The sequence below is a fragment of the Streptomyces sp. NPDC006208 genome, from assembly GCF_040613775.1.
GTDB lineage: Bacteria > Actinomycetota > Actinomycetes > Streptomycetales > Streptomycetaceae > Streptomyces.
This window is the reverse complement of sequence record NZ_JBEXSW010000099.1, coordinates 1-7,684: the sequence shown is the minus strand read 5'-3', so window position 1 is coordinate 7,684 and position 7,684 is coordinate 1. Positions and strand designations below refer to the sequence as shown.

General features: G+C 70.8%; 7 protein-coding genes and 1 pseudogene. 3 read left to right on the top strand and 5 right to left on the bottom strand.

Features of this window, described 5'->3' with window-relative positions:
* The 3 genes and pseudogenes from ABZ208_RS38505 to pgl form a co-directional block, all read left to right on the top strand.
* A pseudogene (locus ABZ208_RS38505) lies at positions 1–368 on the top strand (glucose-6-phosphate dehydrogenase); the annotation flags it as partial.
* Entirely contained in the window at positions 365–1,387 is a 1,023-nt protein-coding gene (gene opcA, locus ABZ208_RS38500) for a glucose-6-phosphate dehydrogenase assembly protein OpcA (RefSeq protein ID WP_356914106.1), read from the top strand. The pseudogene ABZ208_RS38505 and the gene opcA, both read left to right, overlap by 4 nt.
* Positions 1,384–2,166: a 6-phosphogluconolactonase gene (gene pgl / locus ABZ208_RS38495; RefSeq protein ID WP_356914105.1), complete on the top strand. Its 783-nt coding sequence runs from the start codon at positions 1,384–1,386 to the stop codon at positions 2,164–2,166. The genes opcA and pgl overlap by 4 nt, the downstream gene beginning before the upstream one ends.
* An 82-nt stretch (positions 2,167–2,248) precedes the next feature.
* On the opposite strand, the gene ABZ208_RS38490 is transcribed toward pgl, so the two are convergent.
* The 5 genes from ABZ208_RS38490 to ABZ208_RS38470 form a co-directional block, all read right to left on the bottom strand.
* On the bottom strand, positions 2,249–3,091 hold the full coding sequence (locus ABZ208_RS38490) for a poly-gamma-glutamate hydrolase family protein (RefSeq protein ID WP_356914104.1): 843 nt from the start codon (positions 3,089–3,091) through the stop codon (positions 2,249–2,251).
* 58 nt (positions 3,092–3,149) lie between these two features.
* Positions 3,150–4,691 carry a PH domain-containing protein gene (locus ABZ208_RS38485; RefSeq protein ID WP_356914103.1) on the bottom strand — a complete coding sequence of 514 codons (1,542 nt, stop codon included), beginning with the start codon at positions 4,689–4,691 and terminating at the stop codon, positions 3,150–3,152.
* Positions 4,688–5,188 (bottom strand): PH domain-containing protein, encoded by a 501-nt coding sequence (locus ABZ208_RS38480; RefSeq protein ID WP_356914102.1) that lies wholly within the window; start codon positions 5,186–5,188, stop codon positions 4,688–4,690. The genes ABZ208_RS38485 and ABZ208_RS38480 overlap by 4 nt, the downstream gene beginning before the upstream one ends.
* 4 nt (positions 5,189–5,192) lie before the next feature.
* Positions 5,193–6,845, bottom strand: coding sequence for a glucose-6-phosphate isomerase (pgi, locus tag ABZ208_RS38475; protein WP_356914101.1), 1,653 nt, complete (start codon positions 6,843–6,845; stop codon positions 5,193–5,195).
* Positions 6,846–6,993: 148 nt separating this feature from the next.
* On the bottom strand, positions 6,994–7,684 hold a 691-nt coding region (locus ABZ208_RS38470; protein ID WP_356914100.1), incomplete at its 5' end, for an MFS transporter.

The following is a 7,684-nucleotide window of genomic DNA, read 5'->3' as shown; positions in this document are numbered from 1 at the left end:
AGGAGCTGGGGCAGAACGCCCTGGTCGTCCGGGTGCAGCCGGACGAGGGTGTGACGATGCGGTTCGGCTCCAAGGTGCCCGGCACCTCGATGGAGGTGCGGGACGTCTCGATGGACTTCGCGTACGGCGAGTCGTTCACCGAGTCGAGCCCCGAGGCGTACGAACGGCTCATCCTCGATGTGCTGCTCGGCGACTCCAACCTCTTCCCGCGCGTGGAGGAGGTCGAGCTGTCCTGGAAGATCCTCGACCCGATCGAGGAATTCTGGGACAGGAACGGCAAGCCCGCGCAGTACGCGGCCGGCACCTGGGGACCGGTCGAGGCGGACGAGATGCTCGCACGAGACGGACGGAGCTGGCGTCGGCCATGAAGATCGACCTTACGGACACGACCGCCAGCAAGATCAACAAGGCGCTGGTGCAGGGCCGCCGCGCGATCGGCACCCCGGCCGTCGGCATGGTGCTCACCCTCGTCATCGTCACCGACGAGGAGAACGCCTACGACGCGCTGAAGGCCGCCAACGACGCCTCCCACGAGCACCCCTCGCGCACCCTGGTCGTCATCAAGCGGTTCTCGCGCTCGCCGCGCGACCGCGCGAAGGCGCGTCTGGACGCCGAGGTACGGGTGGGCGCGGACGCGGGCACGGGTGAGACGGTGATCCTGCGGCTGTACGGCGAGATCGTCGACCACGCCCAGTCGGTGGTGCTGCCGCTGCTGCTGCCCGATGCGCCGGTCGTGGTGTGGTGGCCGGTGAATGCGCCGACGGACCCGGCCCAGGACCCTCTGGGCTCGCTGGCCCAGCGCCGGGTGACGGACACCTACGCCGCCGAGCAGCCCGTGCGCGAGCTGACCGCGCGCGCCGAGGCCTACACCCCCGGCGACACCGATCTGTCCTGGACCCGGATCACGCCGTGGCGCTCGATGCTCGCGGCCGCGCTCGACCAGGTCAGCTGCCAGGTCACCTCGGTCCAGGTGGAGGGCGAGGAGTTCAACCCGAGCTGCGAACTGCTGGCGATGTGGCTCGCCGACCGGCTGAAGGTGCCGGTGAAGCGGTCGGCATCGGCGGGCCCCGGACTCACCTCCGTACGGCTGGAGTCCTCCTGCGGCCCGATAGTGCTGGACCGGCCGGACGGTTCCCTGGCCACCCTGTCCATCGAGGGACAGCCGGACCGGGCGGTGGCACTGAAGCGGCGTGACACGGCCGAGCTGATCGCGGAGGAGCTGCGCAGGCTCGACCCCGACGACACCTACGCGTCGTCGCTGCGTTACGGCGTGGACCGGCTGGGCGAGGGCTACGCGGAGCCTGCGGCGGCTGCGGAGGCCGGGTCCGGGCCGAAGCCCGCTGCGGCGAAGAAGGCCGCCCCGGCCAGGAAGGCGGCGTCGAAGTGAGCGCGGCACAGCTGGTCGTGCACCGCGACAAGGAACTGATGGCACAGGCCGCAGCGGCCCGGCTGATCACCAAGGTCGTCGACGCCCAGGCGGCCCGCGGCTCGGCCTCGGTCGTACTGACCGGTGGCCGCAACGGCAACGGGCTGCTGGCTGCGCTGAGTTCGGCGCCCGCCCGGGACGCGATCGACTGGTCGCGGCTCGACCTGTGGTGGGGCGACGAGCGGTTCCTGCCCGAGGGCGACCCGGAGCGCAATGTCACGCAGGCCCGCGCGGCGCTGCTGGACAGCGTGCCGCTGGACCCGGCCCGGGTGCATCCGATGCCCGCGTCGGACGGCGCGTACGGCTCCGACGCGGATGCCGCGGCGGCTGCGTACGCGGCCGAACTCGCGGCCGCCGCGGGCCCGGAGGACCACGGCCCGGTGCCGACGTTCGACGTGCTGATGCTGGGCGTCGGCCCGGACACACATGTGGCCTCGCTCTTCCCGGAGCTCCCGGCGGTCCGCGAGACGGAGCGCACGGTCGTCGGCGTCCACGGCGCGCCCAAGCCGCCGCCGACCCGTATCTCGCTGACGCTGCCGGCGATCCGCGCGGCCCGCGAGGTCTGGCTGCTCGCGGCGGGCGAGGACAAGGCGAAGGCGGCGCAGATCGCGCTGTCGGGCGCGGGCGAGATCCAGGCACCGGCGGCCGGGGCGTACGGCCGGGCACGGACGCTGTGGCTGCTGGACGCGGCGGCGGCGTCGCAGCTTCCGCGGGGCTTGTACCCGCCCGCCTCGGCATAGCGACGACCGGCGTACGCCGAAGGCCCGGTCCGCCCTCGTGGCGGAACGGGCCTTCGGCGTCCGTGCCCGGACCGGTCCCGGATCAGAGGATCATCTGCTCGGAGCCGGTCTCCAGCTTCGCGATCGCTGCCCGGCAGGCGCCGACGAACCGGTCGAAGACCTCCGTGGTGCTGCCGGCCCGGCCCGCCCTGGTGTTGACCGTGAACATGGCGCCGCGCAGTTCCCTGGTGATCTCCAGCTGGGCGCCCTTGCCCAGCATGGTGCGGTTGCACGGGTTGCGGGCGTGGACGCCCGCCAGGTCGGGCACCTCGTCTCCGTCCCGCCAGGCGATGCCGGCCCTGTCGAACTCGGCCGTCAGCAGGTTCTTGAAGGTGCGGTTCAGACCACCTACGACCACGGCCTGAGGGTTCGCCGTGCCGGCCTGGTCGGCGGAGCAGCCGTGCAGGCTCAGGACGTTGAGGCTGCTCGCGGCCATGGACACGGCGACGTGATCGTCACAGTTCCTGGCCGTGACATGCAGCTCGCTGTTCCCGACGGACAGCAAACCCTCGAACATCCAGTAGTCGTGCCGCGAGAATCCGTCCTGAAGCGGCACCAGCGTCGCCGGGTGGTAACCGGCTACGGCGAGACAGAGCTCGGACGTACCCGTCTCGATGCCGCCACCGTGCAAGGCCATGACCGTGGTGCGGTTGTAGGCATGTCTCTGGTCGTACGAGTGGTCGGTGTACTCGTGTCTCTTGTAGCGGCGGGCGAAGTCGGTGCCCTCCTTGCCCGCGAGCTTGGTGTAGAGGTCGGTGTTGGAGGCGTAGCGGTCCGGCTCACCCGTGGCGTGGGCGGAGGCCTCGGTCGCAGCGGCGAGCAGGGGACCGCTCACGGATGCGGCGGCGAGTGCGGTCAGGACCGTACGACGGCTGGTGAGTGTCATGGTCCTCATGATCACCGGCATCGAAGTACCGAGTGCCGTAAGGGAGTTGTGGTGTACGTCATCTCTCGCCGGGCGGCCGGCCGACGGACTCCAGGAACGGCTCCAGCACTCCCGGCACCGCCTCCGCAGCGAACACCAGCCCCTCGCCCTCGGCCGCGTCGTACACGCCGTACGCCCCGGCTCCCGCGGCGGTCGTCGCGATCAGGGTGAGCAGACCGGACCGGCGCTGGAAGACGGACTGCCTGACCGTCCAGCCGATCACCCCGGTCCGCTGCAACGCCACCGTCGTACGCCGCACCGTGCCCGAGCGGGTCACCAGATAGGCGCCGCTCAGGCCGTGCCCCAGGCTTCGGTACGCGTCGAGGGCGAGCAGCACCGCGACCGGAACCGTCGCCGCCGCGCACACCGCCGCGATGTACAGCAGCACGGGCGTGAGCAGCACGGGCGTGAGCAGCACGCCCAGCAGCGCCAGGACCGCCACCGGGGTCAGCGAGATCATCAGCGCCCTGCGCAGCCGCCGGCCACGCGCCGCCGGAGGGTGGGCGATGAGCCGGGCCGCAGCCGTCGGGGCCGTCTCCTCCCGCAGCACCTGTGCCGCGACCTCTCCCGCCAGTGCCGCGGGCACGGCGGGCAGCAGCGTCTTGTGGTCGGCGCGCTCGTCCTCGCCGTTCTTGGCCAGTCCTGTGGCGACGGCATCCACGCGCGCCGCGCCGAACAGCCGTACGCCCAGCGGCTCGACGAGCTCTATGCCGCGCAGCCGCCGTTCCTCGATGGACATCGACCGGGCGGTGAACAGGCCGCGGCGCACCCGCAGGGTGCCGCCCGGCTCCCGCTCCAGACGGTAGTTCCACCACATCTCGATCCACAGACCGAGCGCGCCGACGACACCCGTCGCGAGCGCCACGGCGGCCAGCACCACGACGATCCAGACGACGGTGGTGTCCCGGAACCGGTCACCCACCCACTCGATGACCTCACCCTGCGCCCCGAACCACTCGCTGACCTGCATCACGCCACCCGCCGCCGCGCCTCCCAGGAGCGGGGCGACGAAGGACACCGGCGCATACCGGATCCAGGCCGGGTCGAGGGCGGCCAGCACGCCCTCGCGATGGGTGCCAGGCGGCCCGGCCACCGACCGGTCCAGCAGCTGAGTACGCAGCCGCTCCCCCTCGGCCCGGGTGACCGCGTCCAGCTCCAGCGTGGACTCGCCGCCCTCGGTCTGTTCGCCCGTGCCTATCCGCACCTGCACCAGGCCGAGGACGCGCAGCAGCGGATTGGCCGTCAGATCGACGCTGCGAATGCGCTCACGGCCCAGGGAGCGCCGCTTGACCAGCAGCAGCCCGGTGTGGAGCTCGGCCCGCTCGGGGCCGATGCGATAGCGCGTCCGCCGCCAGCGCATGTAGTCCGCGCCGGTGGCCGCGCCGATCACCAGGGCGGCTCCGCCCAGCACCCAGGCGAGGGCCTGTCGCAGCGGCATGTCGCCGAGGAGACCGATCAGGGCGGGGAGCCCGGCTCCGGCCACCACGCCGGCCGTGACGAGCGGGGTGACCAGGACCGTACGCCCGTCGAGACGCTGCCATTCCTCGTGCTCGGGGCTCATGTGGCGTCCCCGGGTGTGTCCTGGGTGATCCGGGTCAGCCGATCGGCCAGGTCGGCGGCGAGCTCGTGGTCGAGCCCTTCGATCCTGATCGCACCCTTGGACGAGGCGGTGGTGACCGTGACCGTGGCGAGCCGGAACGCCTGTTCCAGGGGTCCGCGGACCGTGTCCACCGTCTGGATCCGGGACATGGGAGCGATCCGCCACTCCTGCCAAAGCGCCCCGGTGCGGACATAGACCGCCTCGTCCGTGACTTCCCAGCGGTGCACCCGGAACCACCACGCCGGCAGGAAGGCGGTGCAGGCCAGACCCGGCGCCGCCACCACTCCGGCGGCAGCGAGCAGCCACGGCCGTGCGGGCGCGATCAGCGCACCCAGCACGGCCAGGACCACCACCGGGACCGCGGTCACGAGCAGCAACTGCACTCGCCACCAGCCGACTGCCCGCTTGTCGAGCGTGTTGTTCGGCGGCCTCAGCCGCACCGCCCCCGCCCCCGTCATCGGATCAGTTCCCTCGCAGCGTGCGGTACTTGGCCGCGAGTGCCGAGGTCGAGCTGTCCAGCTGTTCCCCGCCCGTGCCCTGTGTGAGCACGGGCTCGATCTTCTTCGCGAGGACCTTGCCGAGTTCGACGCCCCACTGGTCGAAGGAGTCGATGTTCCAGATGGCTCCCTGGACGAACACCTTGTGCTCGTACAGCGCGATCAGCTGGCCCAGGACGGACGGCGTGAGTTCGTCGGCGAGGATCGTGGTGGTCGGGTGGTTGCCCTGGAAGGTCTTGTGCGCGACCAGTTCCTCGGGGACCCCTTCCGCGCGGACCTCCTCGGGTGTCTTGCCGAAGGCCAGCGCCTGGGTCTGGGCGAAGAAGTTGGCCATCAGCAGATCGTGCTGGGCGGCGAGGCCGGGCAGCAGGTCGTCGACCGGCTTGGCGAAGCCGATGAAGTCCGCGGGGATGAACTTGGTGCCCTGGTGGATCAACTGGTAGTAGGCGTGCTGCCCGTTGGTACCGGGCGTGCCCCAGACCACCGGCCCGGTCTGCCAGTCGACGCGGTTGCCGTCACGGTCGACGGACTTGCCGTTGGACTCCATGTCCAGCTGCTGCAGGTAGGCCGTGAACTTCGACAGATAGTGGGAGTACGGCAGCACCGCATGCGACTGGGCGTCGAAGAACTCGCCGTACCACACGCCCAGCAGACCGAGCAGCAGCGGCGCGTTGGCCTCGGCGGGTGCGGTGCGGAAGTGCTCGTCGACCAGGTGGAAGCCGTCCAGCATCTCGCGGAACCGGTCCGGACCGATGGCGATCATCAGCGACAGACCGATCGCCGAGTCGTACGAGTAGCGGCCGCCCACCCAGTCCCAGAACTCGAACATGTTGACCGTGTCGATGCCGAAATCGGCGACCTTCTCGGCGTTCGTCGACAGCGCCACGAAGTGCTTGGCGACGGCCTCCTGGCCGGCCTTCAGCCCGGTGAGCAGCCAGTTCCGCGCGGATGTGGCGTTGGTGATGGTCTCGATGGTGGTGAAGGTCTTGGAGGCGATGATGAACAGCGTCTCTTCCGGGTCCAGATCCCGCACGGCCTCGTGCAGATCGGCCCCGTCGACGTTCGACACGAAACGGAACGTCAGATCCCGCTCGGTGAAGGGACGAAGCACCTCGTACGCCATCGAGGGTCCGAGATCGGAGCCGCCGATGCCGATGTTCACCACGTTCCTGATGCGCTTGCCGGTGTGACCGGTCCATTCGCCGGAGCGGATCCGCTCGGAGAAGGCGGCCATCTTGTCGAGCACGGCGTGCACAGCCGGCACCACGTTCTCGCCGTCGACCTCGATCACGGCATCGCGCGGGGCCCGCAGGGCGGTGTGCAGAACGGCGCGGTTCTCGGTGGTGTTGATCTTCTCGCCGCGGAACATGGCGTCCCGCAGCCCTGCCACATCGGTCGCCACGGCCAGCTCGCGCAGCAGCGTCAGCGTCTCGTCGGTCACCAGGTGCTTGGAGTAGTCGAGGTACAGTTCGCCGACCTGGAGGGTGTACCCACTGCCGCGCGCCGTGTCGGCGGAGAACAGCTCCCGCAGATGTGTCCCGCCCAGCTGCTCACGGTGCTTGCCGAGGGCGATCCATTCGGAGGTCTGGTTGAGCCGGGTACGGCCTTGTGCATTCACTGGAATTCACCTCGGGAGGACGGTCCGCTCAGCCCCGCCGACCTGCTACCGGCCGGGGGTCCGGGGGCTGTCCCCCGGGAAGACACAGCATCTCGGACATCGGCAACTTCTTCTGGTATCAGCCCGCATGCCTCGCTGCGGTTCCAACCTAATTGATCAGACCGGCAAGTGAGACGACGGCCGGGACGAAGAGCCCCGCTGCCAGCAGAGCCGGCGTGTTCGCGCCCCAGGCGGCCGCCGCCGCCCCGCCCGCGAGCGCGCCGAGCGGGGCACCGGCGACCGCGAGCGTGCGGAACGCGGAGCTGATGCGGCCGAGCATCGCTGCGGGGCTGCGCTCCTGCATCAGCGTCGTCTGGTTGACGTTCCACACCATGCCCATGACGGCGAACACCGCCATGGCGGCGATGGTCACCCACAGCGCCCGCACGGACCCGACGGCGACCAGGCATCCGGTCTGCACGACTCCGGCGGCAAACACGCTCCGTATTCGCCCGTATCGCTCCGCCAGGCGGCGTGCCAGCAGTCCGCCTGCCGCGCTGCCCACCCCGAATGCGGTGATGACCGCCGCATACCCGGCGTTCCCCGCGTCCAGCCACACCGTCACGTGCACCACGAGGGTGGCGATGAGCGCGCCCATGCCGATGTTGCAGAGCGTGGTGGCCACGCAGATCCCGCGCAGTGCGCGGTCGCGCCACAGATGGCGCAGACCGGCCGCGATCTCCGCGCGCAGGGTGCTGCCACCGGCCCTCGGCGCCCGATCGGGCGGCGCGGGGCCCCCGGGGTGGCGGTCCTCGCCGGCCCCCACCACAATTTTCCCCACCCCCCCAAAGAAATTCACA